This is a genomic window from Parvimonas micra (assembly GCF_037482165.1).
GTDB lineage: Bacteria > Bacillota > Clostridia > Tissierellales > Peptoniphilaceae > Parvimonas.
This window is the reverse complement of sequence record NZ_CP148048.1, coordinates 1,472,051-1,488,961: the sequence shown is the minus strand read 5'-3', so window position 1 is coordinate 1,488,961 and position 16,911 is coordinate 1,472,051. Positions and strand designations below refer to the sequence as shown.

Annotated in this window: 15 protein-coding genes and 1 riboswitch; of the genes, 10 read left to right on the top strand and 5 right to left on the bottom strand. The window is 28.6% G+C overall.

The genetic code is table 11. From position 1 onward, the window contains the following. Window positions 1-68: 68 nt before the first annotated feature. Window positions 69-716: an energy-coupled thiamine transporter ThiT gene (locus tag WFJ11_RS07195; RefSeq protein WP_338817346.1), complete on the bottom strand. Its 648-nt coding sequence runs from the start codon at window positions 714-716 to the stop codon at window positions 69-71. A 39-nt stretch (window positions 717-755) separates the two neighbouring features. Beyond that, a riboswitch (TPP riboswitch) is annotated at window positions 756-844 on the bottom strand. Between the two features lie 128 nt (window positions 845-972). Between WFJ11_RS07195 and WFJ11_RS07190 the strand changes: the two genes are divergently transcribed. The 3 genes from WFJ11_RS07190 (at window position 973) to rpsI (ending at window position 2,775) form a co-directional block, all read left to right on the top strand. Next, window positions 973-1,716: a glycerophosphodiester phosphodiesterase gene (locus tag WFJ11_RS07190; protein WP_009354547.1), complete on the top strand. Its 744-nt coding sequence runs from the start codon at window positions 973-975 to the stop codon at window positions 1,714-1,716. Between the two features lie 211 nt (window positions 1,717-1,927). After that, window positions 1,928-2,362: a 50S ribosomal protein L13 gene (gene rplM, locus WFJ11_RS07185; protein ID WP_009354317.1), complete on the top strand. Its 435-nt coding sequence runs from the start codon at window positions 1,928-1,930 to the stop codon at window positions 2,360-2,362. Window positions 2,363-2,385: 23 nt separating this feature from the next. Then, complete coding sequence (rpsI, locus tag WFJ11_RS07180) at window positions 2,386-2,775, top strand: 30S ribosomal protein S9 (protein WP_313961509.1); 390 nt, start codon at window positions 2,386-2,388, stop codon at window positions 2,773-2,775. A gap of 261 nt (window positions 2,776-3,036) precedes the next feature. Here the strand turns inward: rpsI and WFJ11_RS07175 are convergent, their stop codons facing one another. After that, window positions 3,037-3,621, bottom strand: coding sequence for an Ltp family lipoprotein (locus WFJ11_RS07175; protein WP_009354437.1), 585 nt, complete (start codon window positions 3,619-3,621; stop codon window positions 3,037-3,039). Window positions 3,622-3,818: 197 nt separating this feature from the next. On the opposite strand from WFJ11_RS07175, the gene WFJ11_RS07170 reads away from it, so the two are divergent. The 3 genes from WFJ11_RS07170 (at window position 3,819) to WFJ11_RS07160 (ending at window position 7,985) form a co-directional block, all read left to right on the top strand. Next, window positions 3,819-4,235 (top strand): hypothetical protein, encoded by a 417-nt coding sequence (locus WFJ11_RS07170; protein ID WP_009354952.1) that lies wholly within the window; start codon window positions 3,819-3,821, stop codon window positions 4,233-4,235. 937 nt (window positions 4,236-5,172) lie between these two features. Continuing rightward, window positions 5,173-6,537 carry a class II fumarate hydratase gene (fumC, locus tag WFJ11_RS07165; protein WP_338817344.1) on the top strand — a complete coding sequence of 455 codons (1,365 nt, stop codon included), beginning with the start codon at window positions 5,173-5,175 and terminating at the stop codon, window positions 6,535-6,537. Window positions 6,538-6,572: 35 nt separating this feature from the next. Then, window positions 6,573-7,985 (top strand): aspartate ammonia-lyase, encoded by a 1,413-nt coding sequence (locus WFJ11_RS07160; protein ID WP_009354392.1) that lies wholly within the window; start codon window positions 6,573-6,575, stop codon window positions 7,983-7,985. 171 nt (window positions 7,986-8,156) lie between these two features. Here the strand turns inward: WFJ11_RS07160 and WFJ11_RS07155 are convergent, their stop codons facing one another. The 3 genes from WFJ11_RS07155 to WFJ11_RS07145 form a co-directional block, all read right to left on the bottom strand. Then, window positions 8,157-9,401 (bottom strand): hypothetical protein, encoded by a 1,245-nt coding sequence (locus WFJ11_RS07155; RefSeq protein WP_338817343.1) that lies wholly within the window; start codon window positions 9,399-9,401, stop codon window positions 8,157-8,159. A 186-nt stretch (window positions 9,402-9,587) separates the two neighbouring features. Continuing rightward, window positions 9,588-11,324, bottom strand: a complete 1,737-nt coding sequence (locus tag WFJ11_RS07150) for a M3 family oligoendopeptidase (RefSeq protein ID WP_338817342.1) — start codon at window positions 11,322-11,324, stop codon at window positions 9,588-9,590. A gap of 18 nt (window positions 11,325-11,342) precedes the next feature. Next, window positions 11,343-11,699 carry a Spx/MgsR family RNA polymerase-binding regulatory protein gene (locus WFJ11_RS07145; RefSeq protein WP_009354935.1) on the bottom strand — a complete coding sequence of 119 codons (357 nt, stop codon included), beginning with the start codon at window positions 11,697-11,699 and terminating at the stop codon, window positions 11,343-11,345. Between the two features lie 423 nt (window positions 11,700-12,122). Between WFJ11_RS07145 and WFJ11_RS07140 the strand changes: the two genes are divergently transcribed. The 4 genes from WFJ11_RS07140 (at window position 12,123) to WFJ11_RS07125 (ending at window position 16,631) form a co-directional block, all read left to right on the top strand. Continuing rightward, window positions 12,123-12,446 carry a PadR family transcriptional regulator gene (locus WFJ11_RS07140; protein ID WP_293439880.1) on the top strand — a complete coding sequence of 108 codons (324 nt, stop codon included), beginning with the start codon at window positions 12,123-12,125 and terminating at the stop codon, window positions 12,444-12,446. Continuing rightward, complete coding sequence (locus tag WFJ11_RS07135; RefSeq protein WP_338817341.1) at window positions 12,439-13,428, top strand: DUF1700 domain-containing protein; 990 nt, start codon at window positions 12,439-12,441, stop codon at window positions 13,426-13,428. The genes WFJ11_RS07140 and WFJ11_RS07135 overlap by 8 nt, the downstream gene beginning before the upstream one ends. Continuing rightward, entirely contained in the window at window positions 13,418-14,488 is a 1,071-nt protein-coding gene (locus WFJ11_RS07130) for a hypothetical protein (protein WP_338817339.1), read from the top strand. The genes WFJ11_RS07135 and WFJ11_RS07130 overlap by 11 nt, the downstream gene beginning before the upstream one ends. Window positions 14,489-14,867: 379 nt before the next feature. Continuing rightward, window positions 14,868-16,631 (top strand): oligopeptide ABC transporter substrate-binding protein, encoded by a 1,764-nt coding sequence (locus WFJ11_RS07125; RefSeq protein ID WP_338817338.1) that lies wholly within the window; start codon window positions 14,868-14,870, stop codon window positions 16,629-16,631. Window positions 16,632-16,911: the final 280 nt, after the last annotated feature.

The window sequence follows — 16,911 nt, the reverse complement described above, 5'->3', positions numbered from 1 at the left end:
TAACAAGGTTCCCGGGCACCCACCCGATGCAAAGCATCGTGGAAGGGTGGGGTTCTTATCCCTAAAAATTAATTTGTTTTAAAATTACTTGATTTTAATTTTTCTAAAGTATTTCTTACTAGTGGTATTAAAAGTAATGCGACTGTTAAAGCACCTTCAGTTCCGATATATGAAATATTATACCAGATTGAATAAAATAGTGGGTTCCAACCTTCTGGTGCGTAGGCTCCGAAAAATACATAACCTGATAATGTTGCAAAGATAAATCTTCCTGTAATTGAAATAAGGTAAGCAGGTATTAATTTATCTTTTTTAGTTGCAAACAATCCGCTAAGTCCAAGAGAACCAAATGCTAGGATATAGTCGATAATTGCTTGAAATGGGGTATAAACTTCAGGCTTAATCAATAAATTTAAAAGTCCAAAAGTTATACCTGCTATAAGTCCTACTCGAAGTCCGAACATATAACCAATGAAAACAATAAAAATCATTGAAAATAAAGTAATACTTCCACCTTGTGGTAGGCTTAAAAACTTTATTTGATTTGCACTAATTCCAAGAGCTAATAAAATAGCAGAGTAAGTTAGTGCTTTTGTAGAAAATATTTTTTCATCTCTCCTAAAATAAAAGACAAAAAATAAAAAAGCAAAGGAAATCAACAATATAATAGTTGTTTTTCCAGCAGTACTTGAGAAAAATTTTCCAAAATTTTCCATAAAAAAAACCTCCTAAGATATTCACTAGAAAGTCCACAAAAAAAGACTATTCAACTTCCCTACGTCAGTATTAACTGAATCAGGTACAAAGGGTATTTCTCAGCTTAGTAGCACCCCTAGCGAATAAAAATATTTTGTATTTATATACTTTAATCTTTTACCCCTTTGGTAATCCATTAAACATAAAATCTTATTGAGTAAATTTTTTAAAAGTGATATACTTAAATATATTTTAAGTAGAAATTAAGGAGATATTATGAAAAAAATATTAAATTTAGCCCATAGGGGATTTTCCGGAAAATATCCTGAAAATACAAAAATTGCCTTTTTAAAGGCTATTGAACATTCTGATTGTGACGGTTTTGAAACTGATGTCCATATGACAAAGGATAAAAAACTTGTAATAATTCACGACGATACTGTTGACAGAACTTGTTCAAACGGAAGTGGTTTTATAAAGGACTTGACTTCAAAAGAGCTTTTGCAAATGGAATTTGGCTCACATAAAGGAAGCGAGTTTTTAGGAGAAAAAATTATATTTTTAGATGAGCTTTTACAAATTGTAAAGGATAATAAACTTTTTGTAAATTTAGAGCTTAAAAATAACTATGTTTTTTACTATGGACTTGAAGAGGCTGTTATTAAAATGGTAAAAGAGTTTGGACTTAAGGATGATGTAATTTTATCCTCATTTAATCATGAGTCAATGGAACTTTGCAAACAAATTGATCCTACTTTTAAGACAGGACTTCTCTTTGAAAGTCCAATGATGAATACAGTTGAATATATGAGAGGTATTAAGCACGAAGCTGTTCATCCGGGATATTATATGCTTTTACAAAAGCCATCTTGGGTAGAAGAATTTAAAAAGATGGGTCTTGAAATAAATACTTGGACAGTAAATGATGAAAAAGCAATGAAGTATCTAGTTGAAATGGGAGTAGATGCTCTAATTGGAAATTATCCAGATTTAACATCAAAAGTTTTAAAAGAATTATAAAAAAATCTTTAAAAGTATTGCAATTAGTATATATTTATGATATAATGTTCAAGTATCACTTTTGGATACATGATATTTAAAAAGCCTTGTCTTTTTACAATATCGATCGCATAGCAGTCGAGGTTGCGATTAATAAGTCCTCGCCTACAAAATCGCTGGGTAGCGATGTCTAAATAACCCAATATTGTAAAAAGAATTAAGGAGGAATGAAATGAAAAGTTACGTAGCAAAACCTTGCGATGTAAATCGTAAATGGTATGTAGTTGATGCAAAAGACGTTGTTTTAGGTAGACTTGCAACTGAAGTTGCTTCAATCTTAAGAGGAAAGAAAAATGTTAGATTCCAACCATCATTCGATATGGGAGATTATGTTATTGTTGTTAATGCTGAAAAAGTTAAATTAACTGGTAAGAAATTACAACAAAAAGAACATAGATACTATACTGGATATTCAAATGGTTTAAAAGCTATTTCTTATGAAAAAATGTTACAAACTAAACCTGAAAAAGTTATTGAATTAGCTGTTAAGGGAATGCTTCCAAAGAATACTTTAGGAAGACAAATGTTCAAGAAATTAAAGGTTTATGCAGGTCCTGAACACAATCACGAAGCACAACAACCTGAAGTTTTAACATTAAGTGAATAGGAATAGAAAGGAGATTAACATATATGGCAACTCAATATATAGGAACAGGAAGAAGAAAAACTTCAGTAGCTAGAGTTTTCTTAACACCTGGAAATGGAAAATTTGTTATTAATAAAAAAGATATAGATGAATATTTTGATTATGATACTTTAAAGGTTACTGCAAAAGCACCTTTAGAAATAACAGAAAGTCTTGGTAAATTCGACGTTTATGTAAATGTTAAAGGTGGCGGATTTACAGGACAAGCTGGAGCAATCAGACATGGTATTGCAAGAGCATTATTGGAAGTTTCTGCTGAATTAAGACCTGTATTAAAAAGAGCTGGTTTCTTAACAAGAGACCCTCGTAAGAAAGAAAGAAAGAAATATGGTCTTAAAAAGGCAAGAAGAAGCCCACAATTCTCAAAGAGATAAGACAAAAAAATTTGGAGTGTTGGAAAATACGTATTTTCCAACACTTTTTTTATTATTGTTAAATAACAAGGTTCCCGGGCACCCACCCGATGCGAAGCATCGTGGAAGGGTGGGGTTCTTATTGCTTAAATTATTTTAAAAAGCTAAAAAATGTATAAAAACTTACTAGTAGCATACAAGTAGCATACAAAATTATAATAAAAAATAGAGTGATAATTCACTCTATCAAGGTAATAGTTCTATTGCTTTTTTTTATCTAAATTATTTTTTTAAATGTTTAATTGCGTACTCCGTTTCTTCTTCACTAAATAGTTCAACATCAATCATAAAATCTCTAATCTGCTTCAAATCAAAATTCTTATATCCATCAATTTTTTTTACAGCTTGTTCTTTAAAATCAACATTTAAATTATCAACCGCATATTGTGCTGCTTCTTTGCTAAAGCCATCTCCATTGACTAATTCGTCTTTATTTGTAGAACTAAGTTGATAATATATCCATTTTTTAGATCTATACATATAATGAGAGTAATGTTGAGCTTTTTTTAGAGCTTCTTTGTACTCTTGAGGAATATTTCCATTTGCAGTTGCTTTTTTTACAGCCTCTCTATTTTCTTTCTCAATTCTTTCATCTTCTATTTTTTGCTTTTCTCTTTTTTCATCCTTCTCTTTTTTATAATTATCTATCTGTTTTTCTGTTTCTTTCTTTTTTTGAGTATTTTGTTCGGTTGTTACCTTTGTATCTTGTTTTTTTGATGAAGAATCTTTTTTACTTGAATAATAGTAGATTCCAAAAACAACCACTAAAGATAAACCAACTAATAAAATTGTTATATTTTTTTTCATTATTTCCTCCTAAAAAATTATAAATTCATTATACCATAGAATAAACTAAACAGTCAAAAGCAGGTATGTCATAAAGATTGACTAATTCTTTTATTTATTATTAATAGTATTTCTTAAATAAATAAGATTTAATATTTATGCTTATGACTTTAAAAAGGGTATAGAAATATTGTATTGTTTTTTATAAAGGAGGAATTATGTTTAAATTATTTAAAGCATTTGTTATTATGTTAAGAGCACATATCAGACAGAAAGATAAAGCGGGTAGATGTTATATTTTTCATCCGATAAATGTTGCATTGGGAGTTAATGGAGTTAGAGCAAAAACTGTAGCTTTATTACATGATGTACTTGAAGATAGTGAATTGTATAGTATAGAGGATTTTAAATTTTTAGATAAAGAGCAAATGGAAGCCATTTTACTTTTAACACATAATGCTGACGAGGAGTATTTTGACTATATAAATAGAGTAAAGACCAATAAAATAGCTTTGGCTGTAAAATTGTCAGATTTAAGGCATAATTCAAACTTAAAAAGATTAAAAACTATAACAGAAAAAGATATTAATAGAAGAAATAAATATTTAAAGGCAATGGAAATTTTAGAATATTAAAAGCAATTATAAATTCGTTTTATAATTGCTTTTGTCTTGTATTCAATTTTGGTTATAAGACTGCTTATTAATTATAATAAAAGTTTTTTAAAATATAGAATATTTATAAATCATAAATAATTTTTGAAGTTAATTTACTATTAACGTCTAGCCCTTAAACTAAGGAATTTCTCTTATGCGTCATTTCGACTGTAGCGAAGCGAAATGAATCTAGCCCTAACTTTGTTTACTTGTAAACAAAAGTAGGTCTGACGCAAAGATTGTTCAAATCTTTGATTTGAGTACAATCGTCTGTGAAAATCTCATAGTTTTGCTTTTCTACAAGCAATAGTATTTCTGAAATAAATAAGTATCAATAATTGTAAATTAATTTGAGTATATGAATATGAAGCAGTTGTAAACTATAACAATAAATTGTTATTTAATAAATAACTAACAAAAAATGAACAAAATGTTAAACATTTTGTTTTTTTTGTGTTATAATTAATATAGTTTTACGCCTGATGGTAAAACTATATTAATTTCATCATAATCTTCATTAAAAAATAATTAAAAAGAAGATTATGATATAATTAATATAATAGTGAAGAAAACTTTTTGTAAAGACTATTAATTTCACCATAATTACCATAAAAAAATAATCAAAAGGGAATTATGGTATAATTGTCTTTACCACAAGGCGTAAAGACATATTAATTTCATCATAATCTTCAAAAAAAATAATCAAAAAGAAGATTATGATATATCATACTTTTCAGTTAGGATAGAAAGTTTAGGGAGAAGTATGATGAAATAGGTTTTAAAATTATATATTTTTAAAAAACTAATTTTAATTAAAAGGATTAATTTTTTTTGTCCATTTTTAATAAATATTTAATAAAAATAAATTAACTTTATTTTCAAAAGATAAAAATTGATTAAATATAGGAGGGTTCTAATGAGTTATAAGATTTACAAAGACTCTATTGGAGAAATAAAGGTAGAAAGTGATAAGCTTTGGGGAGCTACTACACAGAGAAGTTTTGAAAATTTCAAAATTGGAAATTACAAAATGCCAACCGAAGTTATAAGAGCGATGGCTACTGTTAAGTATGCTTGTGCTATGGCTAATTATGAGCTTGGGGATTTAAACAAGGAAAAATTTTCTGCAATAGAAAATGCTGTTCAAGAAATTTATAGTGGAAATCTTGATGAACATTTTCCACTTGTAGTTTTTCAAACAGGAAGCGGTACTCAAACTAATATGAATTTGAACGAAGTAATTGCAAATTATGCAAATCAAAAGGTGGGTAAAACTTTAATTCACCCAAATGATGATGTAAACAAATCTCAAAGTTCAAACGATACTTTTCCAACAGCTTTACATATTGCTTGTTTAGATGTTATTGACAGAAAGCTTATTCCGTCAATGAAAACTTTGATTTCAGCTTTCAAAGCTTTTGAAGATGCAAATAGCAATATTATCAAAATTGGTAGAACTCATCTACAAGATGCTGTACCTATTAAGATTTCTCAAGAGTTTAGTGGTTATAGAAATTCTATTGAAAAATGTCTTGAATATATTGAATTTACTAGAAAAGGTCTTTTAGAAATTTCACTTGGAGCAACTGCGGTTGGTACAGGAATTAATACCAAAGAAAACTTTAAAAACATTGTTGCAAAATATGTTTCAAAAATTACAGGCAAGGACTTCAAACCTGCTGAAAATTTCTTCCATTCATTGACAATGAAAGATGCTGTTGTAGTTTCTCATGGAGCTATCAAAGCACTTGCGATGGATTTAATCAAGATTGGAAATGATATAAGATTTTTAGCTTGTGGACCACGTTGCGGTTTTTCAGAAATTGAAATTCCTGCAAATGAACCTGGAAGTTCAATTATGCCTGGTAAGGTAAATCCTACTCAAATAGAAGCCTTGACAATGGTTTGCGCAAGAGTTTTAGGAAATGATACTACAATAAGTTTTTGTGCATCTCAAGGAAATTTTGAGCTTAATGTATATATGCCTATTATTATTCACAGTTTTGTTGAATCTGTAAATTTACTTTCAGATGCAATGGAATCTTTTGTTAAGAACTGTGTAAGAGGAATAAAAGTAAATAAAGAAGTTGTAAATAAATATTTGAATGAATCTTTAATGCTAGTAACTTCACTTAATCCATATATTGGATATGATAAGGCTAGTCAATGTGCAAAATATGCTTTTAAGGAAAATACAACATTAAAAAAAGCAGTTTTACATTTCGGTTATTTAACAGAGTCAGAATTCGATGAAATTGTTGACCCTAAAAAAATGGTTTAAAATATAATTTATATAAAGGAGAGTAAGAAGATACTATGGAAGCAAAACAAGGATACAGAGTTGAACACGATTGTATTGGAGAAAGCTTAATTCCAGAAAATGCTTATTATGGAATTCACACTCAAAGAGCAACAGAAAATTTCAAGATTACAAGAAGAAAAACAAATCCTGAAATGATTAAATCAGTTGCTGAAATCAAAAAAGCTTGTGCTATTACAAACTTTGAAGCGGGAGTTTTAAGTGAAAAGAAAAAGGATGCAATAGTTTATGCTTGTGATGAAATTATCTGGGGAAGATATTTAGATCAATTTATTGTTGACCCAATTCAAGGGGGCGCAGGAACAAGCCATAATATGAATGCAAATGAAGTAATTGCAAATATCGCTATTGAACATTTAGGTGGAAAACTTGGAGATTATTCAATAATTCATCCTAATGATGATGTAAATATGGGACAATCTACAAATGACGTTTATCCAACAAGTGGTAAAATTGCTCTTATCAGACTTTTAGGCGAAACAATTGAAAGTTTAAAAGAATTAGAAAGTGCTTTACTTGTAAAAGCTGAAGAATTTGATGATGTTATTAAAATGGGAAGAACTCAAATGCAAGATGCTATTCCTATTAGACTTGGACAAGAATTCAGAGCTTATGCAACAGGAATTTCTAGAAATATTAAATTATTTAAAACAGCATGTACAGTTTTAAAAACAGTAAACATGGGTGCAACTGCAATTGGAACAGGACTTAATGCTGATGTAAGTTATATGGATAAGATTGTAAAAAATCTTGCTCAAGTTACAGATATGGAATTAGTTCAAGCAGAAGACTTAATTGACGGAACACAAAACATTGATGTTTTTGTTCATGTTTCAGGTCTTGTAAAGAGCTGTGCAATCAGTATGTCTAAAATAGCTAATGACTTAAGACTTATGTCTTCAGGACCAACTTGTGGTTTTGCAGAAATTAATTTACCTGCAAGACAAGCTGGAAGTTCAATTATGCCAGGAAAAGTAAATCCTGTAATTCCTGAAGTTGTTTCTCAAGTTGCCTTCAACTGTGCAGGAAATGACTTTGCAGTTACAATGGCTGCAGAAGCAGGACAACTTGAACTTAATGCTTTTGAACCAGTTATTTTCTATAACTTATTTGAATCAGTTGAAACAATTGGTAGAGCAGCAAGTACATTTGTTCATAACTGTATTTTAGGAATTACTGCAAATGCAGAAAGAACTAAAAATATGGTTCACAATAGCTATGGAATTGTAACAGCTTTTGCTCCACATATTGGATATGAAAAATCAGTTGAAGTAATTCATAAGGCTATTGAACAAAATTTACCTGTAAAAGCAGTTTTAATTTCAGAAAAAATTATGACTGAAGAAGAAATTGATAATATCTTAGATGTATTCTCAATGACTACACCAGGTATTGCAAAGAAAAACTAATATATTAAAAGGACATTCAAACGAATGTCCTTTATTTTTTTATTGTGGAACAACAAGGTTCCCGGGTACCCACCCGATGCAAAGTATCGAGGAAGTGTGGGGTTGTTATTGTGGAACAACAAGGTTCCCGGGTACCCACCCGATGCAAAGCATCGTGGAAGGGTGGGGGTCTTATTTTGTTTTAAGTTTAAGAATATGAAGTTCTGCTTCTTTTGAATCCTCATTTTCTTTAACTAAGTAGGAAATACAGTTATTTGTAACTTCTATTTTTGAAATAGACTTTTCTTTATCTCTATATGTCTTTTTAAGTAATAATTTCCCGTCACTATTGTAAACGTAGGCAGTATAAGTATTATCTAGCAAATATAAATCGTTGATTTTATAAGCATCTACAATGTCCATTCCATTTGTTACATCAGGAATATCTGTACTTTGCATATTTGATAGATTGAATACTTTGCCTGTATTGTATTTTGAATCATCAAGCACATAGCCACTTGTAAATAATAGCTTGTCATCTCCTGAAACGAATAAAGTTTTTCCATTTTTAGCGTTTTGAGGACTCTTTATTTTATCTAATTCTAAAACTTTTTTAAACTCACTAGGGGAAGTACGCTTATAAATATCTGAAGAACCTTCTTCCATCTTATCGTCATTTTGATAATTCAACACTTGGTAATATATTTCATTTCCAAGACCACCAGCAAACTTAATATAACTTCCATTTAGTTTCTTATTTTCTGTCTTTAACTCTTTTTCTTCAAGTAATCTCAAACTTGCACCGTCAATATTAAATTGAAGAATATATGACTTTATAATATTATTATCAATGGTATTTTCGCAAGTTAAAGTCAAATTACGTCCATCAATCGTAACTGTTGGCATTTTGTTATATACTTGATAATCGCCAGATATCTCAGCTTTATCTTCATTAAAGTATTTTTGCACATTTTTATTTTTATCGATAACAATATAATTATACTCATATACATTAGAAAATTTATTTTCACCTTTTGCAACATTTTTGTCATTGACCTTAACTATAAATAGTGTTTCATCAATAACACCATCTCTTGCAATGGCATACATATTTGTCTTTTCATTTCCTTTAATTTCATAAATTATATCTGTAATATCATCTTTTATATTTTTAGAAGCATAGACTATATTACCATTACTCGTATATCTAAAATAGAGTTTATTATTCTCTGCATTATAATTTAAAAATTTAAATTCGGTTGCATTCTTTGGAATTTCAACCTTTTTTATCTCTTCATCGAAACTTGCATTCTCAATACTCTCTTTTTTCGTTTCTTTAGTGTTTTTGGAATTTGAATTATTCTTTGATTTACTTGTACAAGAAGTCAAAAGTAAAGAAAAGGCTAATATACAAATAAATAATTTCTTAAATTTCATAAAGCACCGCCGTTCATATAGTTTAGAAAATTTACCAAAACATCAGTAATTAAGCGTTTTGGTAACTATGAATATCATAACATAGCAATAATCTAAAGTCAATGCTTTAAATTGAGAGTAGTTTAAATAAACCCAACTAATTTTAGGCAAAAAAAAGGCGATTAAAAATCGCCATTAATATTTTAACTATTTATTTGTCAATTCTATAAATTCATCAATTTCTTCTTTTATGCTTTCAAGAGATTTTAACCAGAAATCTTTCTTAGTTAAATCAATATTCATAACTTTAGCAACATCTTCACAAGTATTGATTGTAGTTGCTTCTAAAAGTTCTTGATATTTTTCTACAAAGCCATTAGGATTTTCTTTGTAAATTGCATAAAGGCCTCTTGAGAAAAGTCCGCCAAATGAGTAAGGGTAGTTATAGAATGAGAAACCTGCTGAATAGTAATGTGGTTTACAAGCCCACATAAATGGATGGTAAGTTTCTGGATCTAATCCATCTCCATAAGTTTTTTCTTGAGCATTTCTCATAATTTCTTCTAATTCTTCACTCATCATAAAGTGATCAAGTTTTCTTTCAAAAACTTCTTTTTCAAATAAAAATCTTGAATAGATATCAACAGTGATTTGAGCACAGTCAGAGATTTGAGATTCCATCAAAGTAATTTTATCTTTATCTGATGCTTCATTTAATGCTGCAGACATAATTAAATTTTCATTGAAAATTGAAGCTGTTTCAGCAACTGGCATTGGATAATCCCAATTTAAAGGTAGATGATTTTCAACATGAAGTCCATGATATGCATGTCCTAATTCATGAGCAAGAGTTAAAACAGAAGAAAGGCTTCCGTCAAAGTTCATCATAACTCTTGATTGTTTAATAAATGGAAGATTGCTACAGAAAGCTCCACCAACTTTTCCTTTTTTAGGGAAGTAGTCAATATAATTTTTATCAAATGCCTCTTTAACCATTTTTACCATATCATCTGAAAAAGTTGCAAAATGTTTCAATAAAAATTCTTGAGCTTCTTCAACTGTGAAAGTTCTATCACTCTCTCCAATACTTGCAAATAAGTCGTAGAATTTTAAACCACCTTCATATCCTAGAAGCTTAGCTTTATGCTTAAAATATCTTCTAAAATGTGGTAGGTAGTCGTCAATACTTGACCAAAGTGCAGTCAAAGTTTCTCTCTTCAATCTTGCATTTTCTAAAGACTCATCAAGAGCAGTTTCAAAACCTCTCATCTTTGAAGTTGTATTAACTTCTTGTTTAATATTATTTAAAGAAAATGCGATTGAATCTTTTATGCTGTCGTAAAGTTTCAATTCACTGTAAAAAGCTTCTTTTCTTGTATTTGCATCTGGAGAATAAGCTAAGTTTCTAATTTCACTTAAAGTTTTTTCTTCGCCTCTAAACTCTATAGATGCCTTTGAAGTCAAGAAATTAAACATAAATTCCCAAGCGTTTGAGCTTGAAAGTTTCATTTTTGCGATAACTTCTTCAATATCTTCAGGCAAAACATGTTTTAAAGCATCTTTTTTATTCTTAAAGAAGAATTCATAGTTCTTTAAATATTCATCTTTAGTAATATCAACAGTGATAGAACCTAAGAATTTATCAACTTTTGTAAAAGTTTTTGCATAATTTGAAAGTTTTGCATTCAAATTATTGCTGTAGTAAGTTGTCTTTTCATCAGTTGTATTTATAGCTTGGTTAAGCTCGATAAATGAAAAAACTCTGTAAATTGTAGTATTAACTTCTTCAAGTATGTTAATAACTGCCTTAACACTTTCTAAATTGTCTTCTAAATTAAGTTTCCCTAAATCAGTAAGCAAAGTATCAATTTTTTTGAAATCGTTTTGAAATTCAGCACTTTCATAAGAAGGATAAATTTCAACTAAAGAATATTGTTGATCCATAATTTTCTCCTTTATATATTATTTTTTAAGTAAAACATTCCAGTCGTTTTCTTTAAAACCGATAAGGAAAATTTTATTTTCTTCATCAATTAAAACAGGTCTTTTAATAAGAGAACCATCTTTTACCAATAATTTAATGGCTTCATCAACTGAAAGATCATCAAAATTTTCTTTTAATTTTAAATCTCTATAAGTTTTACCACTCGTATTGAAAAGTCTCTTTAATCCCATACTACCTTGAACAGCCTTTATTTGAGCCTTAGTAGGAGTTTCTTCTTTAAGGCTTATTTCCTTAAAATCAATTCCATTTTCCTTTAAGAATTTTTTTGCTCTTTTACAAGTTGTGCAATTTGGATATTCGAAAAAAAGTTTCACTATAACACCTCCCATTATACTTGATTATTATATATTAATCAAAGATTTATTAAAATGTAAATTGTCCATTTTGACAGACTTATACATATTTATAAACTTTACATCTTATAACAACATACCCATTTTATTACAATAACCTTAAATTAAGTTAAAAAGAAATAATTATAAAATATAAAAAATGTTGTTTAAGAAAAAACGTTAAACTATATCCTTTTATAGAATAATTTAGCAACGATTTAATTCTAACATTTATTTTAAATAAAATCAACAAAGAGTTAAAGTAAATAAAGAAAAAACTAAAAAAAATTAGTAAAAAGGTATTAAAAGGTATTGTGTAATATATAATAGTGTGATATGATATATATAAGATAGTAAAACGAATAAATTCCGATATAGAATAAATAACCAATAAAGGAGGTAAAAATGGATACTCAATTTAAAAAGGGTCTGTTGGATCTCTGTGTTTTAAGCTTTCTAATGGATAAAGATATGTATGGATATGAAATTGTTCAAAACATTTCAAAATCCATTGAAGTAAGCGAGGGCACCATATATCCAATTCTCAGGCGACTAAGTAAAGAGGGTTTTTTTGAAACTTATATAGTTGAGTCAAACGAAGGCCCTGCGCGAAAATACTATAGAATTACTGTTTCTGGAATGGAACATTATAAAAATCAAGTAGAATCATGGGAAAAACTAAAAACTGGTATGGACAGTATTTTGAAAAGAGGTGAAAAAGATGAATAAGGCTGATTACTTAGATGTATTAAAGGATTATCTTTTGCAATATTACTCAGAAGAGGAAAGTTTAGATATTTTAAGAGACTATGAAGAGTATTTTTTAAATGCTAAATTAGATGGAAAAAATGAGCAAGAGATAATTTTGGAGCTTGGCTCTCCTAAAATAATAGTTCAAGAACTTAGAGCTGAAGATAGAAATATTTCAAAAAAAGAAGGATTTTTTACAAACTTAACTAGAAAATTCGATAATTGGTTTGAAAAAGGTCTTTCAGAAAAGAGCTCAAGAGGAGAAATCGAAATAATGGAGAATAAATGTGATAAATTCGTAGAAAAATATGGAATTTTTGCATTTATGTTCCTAGCTATTTTTTCAGTAATAGAGCTAGTTCTAGGATTTAGATTTTTAGTTGCTCTTACAGAAATGCTAGGAATATATATCATCTCAATGTCATTCTTGGTTAGAACAAATAAAGGTATTCAAACGAAGGCAGGGAAGTTTCTAACATTAGTAAATATTTTAATTATGCTATTCTACTTTGCCTTAGCTTTTGCAGGAAGTAGTAACATTTTGGATATGGGATTTAGTTTAGCTTTAATTATGGCTATTCTAAACCTTGTTTTGATTTTCATCTTATCAAAAGGAATGTTTTTCCTTATAATAATTTCACTACTCTTTGCAATAGTCCTAATAATTCTAGGTGGAATATGGTTTTTCTTTGTAGGGATAACTTTGTTTGGAGTAGGACTTGCAATTTTCTTAACTCCATACACTCTTTCTGCATTATCAGCACTTTCACTCAACATCTTTTGGATAGTATTTCCGATAATGCTTGCGATAGGACTTTTCATAGCTATGAGTATCTTGATAAAATATTATTCTCTAGCTATATATAGATTAGTTTTAAAATATAATGACTGGATTAAAATAAAATTTATGTACTCAAGAGTTTATGGACAAAAAACAAAGGAGGACGAATATGAAAGGTAAATATTTTAAAATAAAAGTATTGGCTCTAGTTTCTTTTTGTTTAATTGCCGTTGGTTTTACAGGCTCTTACAAAATGCTTTGTGAAGTTCAAAGAAGAGCGGATGAAGAAATTGAGAAAAAATTAACTTACATTTCAAAAGAAATCTTAAAAACTGAAAAAGAAATAAAATATATAGATTTAAGCAAATATGAGGGTTATAATGTTGAAATAAAGAAAAGTCAAGATGAATACAATCGTATAACAGTAACCTATAAAGATAAATATTTTGATAATGAAGCAAACTTTGATGAAAAAAATAATAATAAAATTGATGTCATAACGAAAAGAATAGATGACGATAAAAGTTCAAGATTTGATTATGTAAGTAAATTTATTGATAATTCAGTAATGTATAATAAACTTTCGTATTCCCTTATAAGCCCTTCTAAGAAAGAAGATAAAACTAAAATAGTTATTGAGGTCAAAAATCCTATTGAAATTATGGGAACAGTAAATGGAAGTGAAAATAATGAATTATTAAAAAAAGAGTTAACTTACAGTGCCTATGATAAAAATTTATTTTCTGGAAGTCCTATTAAGAACATGCTTAATCAATTTAATGAATTCACTATTAAAGACGTAAATGACGAAAAAATTGAAATTCCAAAGATGAACTTAAAAACATTGAATTATACTACTACAAATATTGAAAAATTACTTATATCAGGATATAAGAATTCTTACGATGTGGAGTATGATGATTTGCCAATAGTCAATATAGATACACAAAATGTCAAAGACTTTGTCGAAGTAGATATAAATTCATTGACGACAGATTTAAATATTACTGGTGCAAAAAAAGTTATTCTTGAAGGAATGCCAAAATCTGGAGAAATTGTAGTTAAATATAAGATTAATGGAGAAGAAAAAAGTTTTGTAATAAATGAATCAAAGCAAAATGAAAAAACTACAAGAAAAGTAATAAATATTGAAAGTGAAAAAATATTTAGAACTTCACTGGATAACTCTTTAATTAAAGGTAAATTAGATAAAATATCGGACTTAAAAGAAATTAAATAGAAAAGAACTCAATCTTTCCATGATGATTCGCAACGGTAGGTATCTGGAAGCATTGTAGTTTCACAAAAAATGCAGATTATTAAATTAATCTGCATTTTTTAATAGACTTTGTAAGTGAACTTCATAACAGTTTTGCTACATTATATTTAGTTAATAAAATAAAAATAAGAAAAATATACAAACTTTTTTAAAAAAGTATTGTAAAAATATTTTAAATATAGTATAATATGATAAAGTTATATAGAGATATAAAAAGATTTTAAGATAGTAATCTTAATTATAATCTTTTGTATAACAAGGTTAGCGAAGAATCATTAACAAAATATTCGCTAAATTTAAGACATATATGTCTAAAAAATACATAAAGGGGGATTTTAGTATGAAAAAATTATCCAAAATTGTTGCCCTATGTTTAGCAACCACATTTTTATTATCTGCATGTGGTGGTAAGACTGGCAATAAAGACAAAACAAAAGATGTTGGTGTTCAAGATAAGTTAGTCATTGAAAATGAAGGAACACCAGTTGAGAATGCAACACTTAAAATTGCTTATGTAAGTGATTCTCCATTTACTGGAATTTTCCATCAAGCTTTTGCAAGTGGTAATCCGGATCAAGAAATTATGGCTTACTCCACTAATGGTACATTTAAATCTGATGAAAACTACAGATTAGTAAATGGTGGCGGTGCAGATATTGAATTTAAACCAGAAGAAAAGAAAGTTATTATAACAATACATGAAAAATATACTTGGAATGATGGTACTCCTGTTACTTCCGCAGACTTCTTAGAATACTATAAAATCATAGCTCATAAAGACTATACAGGTGTTCGTTTTGATGATGATATGAGAAATGTAGTTGGTATAGAAGAATATAATAAAGGTGAAAGTAAGGAAATTTCAGGTTTTAAAACTTTGAGTGATAAGAAATTTGAAATTCACTTTAAGAAATTCAATCCTGGTATACTTTGGGGTGGTGGAATTCCTTTTGAACCAGTTCCAAGCCATAAGTTAAAAGACATTCCTGTTAAGGAACAAGAAGCTCATGATATCACTAGAAAGAATCCATTATCACCTGGACCATACTATATTAAAGAAATAGTTCCAGGACAACAAGTTGTTTTCGAAGCTAACCCTTATTACTACAAGGGTCAACCAAAGGTTAAAAAAGTTATATGGAAAATTGTTCCATCAGCTCAAATCGTTGCTGCGCTACAATCAGGTGAATATGATTTAACTGTTAGTTTAAATGCTGACCTTTATAGTAAAGTAAGTGCATTAAAGAATGTTCAAATTGGTGTACAAGATGACTTATCTTATACTTACATTGGATTTAAACTTGGTAAATGGGATAATGAAAAGAAGGAAGTTGTAACAGATCCTAATGCTAAGATGGCAGATGTAAAATTACGTCAAGCTATGGCTTATGCAATTGACAATGATGCAGTTGGTGAAAAATTCTATCAAGGTCTAAGAAGAAATGCAACTCAACTTATGATTCCTGCATTTAAAGAATATTATGATGATTCATTAAAAGGTTATACTTACGATTTAGAAAAAGCTAAGAAACTTCTTGATGAAGCAGGATACAAAGATACTAATGGTGACGGAATAAGAGAAGATAAAAATGGTAAACCATTAAAGATTAAATTCGCATCAATGTCAGGTGGGGCTACAGCTGAACCTATAGCTAACTACTATATCCAACAATGGAAACAAATTGGCTTAGATGTTGAATTGACTAACGGAAGACTTATAGAATTTAACTCATTCTATGAAAAAGTTCAAGCCGATGATCCTGAAATTGATATTTATCAAGCTGCTTGGGGAACTGGATCAAATCCTAACCCTACAGGTCTTTACGGAAGAAAAGCTCAATATAACTTCTCAAGATTTGCAACACCTGAATTAGATGCAATATTTGATAAGATTAACTCTTATGAAGCAGTTGATAAAGAATACAGAGCAAAAGCATACAAAGAATTTGCAAACTATATGTTTGAAAATATACCAGTTGTTCCTACTCTATTTAGAAAATCTATAGTTGCTGTAAATAACAGAGTTAAAAAATGGGATACAACTCCGGGTACTACTTTTAGTATTTCTGATGTTGAATTAACAGCACCTGAACCTATAAAATAATATTTAAATACTTGTATAAAGTGTCAATGAGAAATCATTGGCACTTTTTTTGTGAAAGATCAGTTTAATAATATAAAATTTATACGAAAAATTCTATAAAAAATTATATTTTATTTTTTGAGCAAATTGATACGAGCAATATTATTTGTGATGTTAACGGGATAAAATTTTAAAGTCGAAGAATACGTTTTTACAACAAAAAATTTAAAAATAAAATTTATAAAAAATCTATTTTTATTAGATATTTACTCTAATTTGTTCAATAATTAAACTAAAAATT